This window comes from Escherichia sp. AM3 (assembly GCF_032029835.1).
Lineage (GTDB): Bacteria > Pseudomonadota > Gammaproteobacteria > Enterobacterales > Enterobacteriaceae > Escherichia > Escherichia coli.
Window position 1 is genome coordinate 1 of sequence record NZ_JAVUPQ010000890.1, and the last position, 283, is coordinate 283.

The 283-nt window shown below is 53.4% G+C and carries 1 protein-coding gene; it reads left to right on the plus strand.

The genetic code is table 11. The annotated features are described in order from the left end of the window. Nucleotides 1-283 (plus strand): type II secretion system F family protein (locus RTW80_RS28905; protein ID WP_312721540.1); only part of this gene is annotated, 283 nt, incomplete at both ends.

Genomic DNA, 283 nt, shown 5'->3' on the forward strand with positions numbered 1-283 from the left:
GTTAAAACGCGGCAATAACCGCCACCGTTTTCATGCCATGTTGCTGCGCGTTGCGCTCATCGGCCCGCTGATTTGCGCCATTAACAGCGCACGCTATCTCCGCACTTTAAGTATTTTGCAATCCAGCGGCGTCCCTCTGCTGGATGGGATGAATTTGTCCACCGAAAGCCTCAACAACCTCGAAATTCGCCAGCGTCTGGCAAATGCGGCAGAGAACGTTCGCCAGGGTAACAGCATTCATCTTTCGCTGGAACAAACCGCAATTTTCCCGCCGATGATGCTC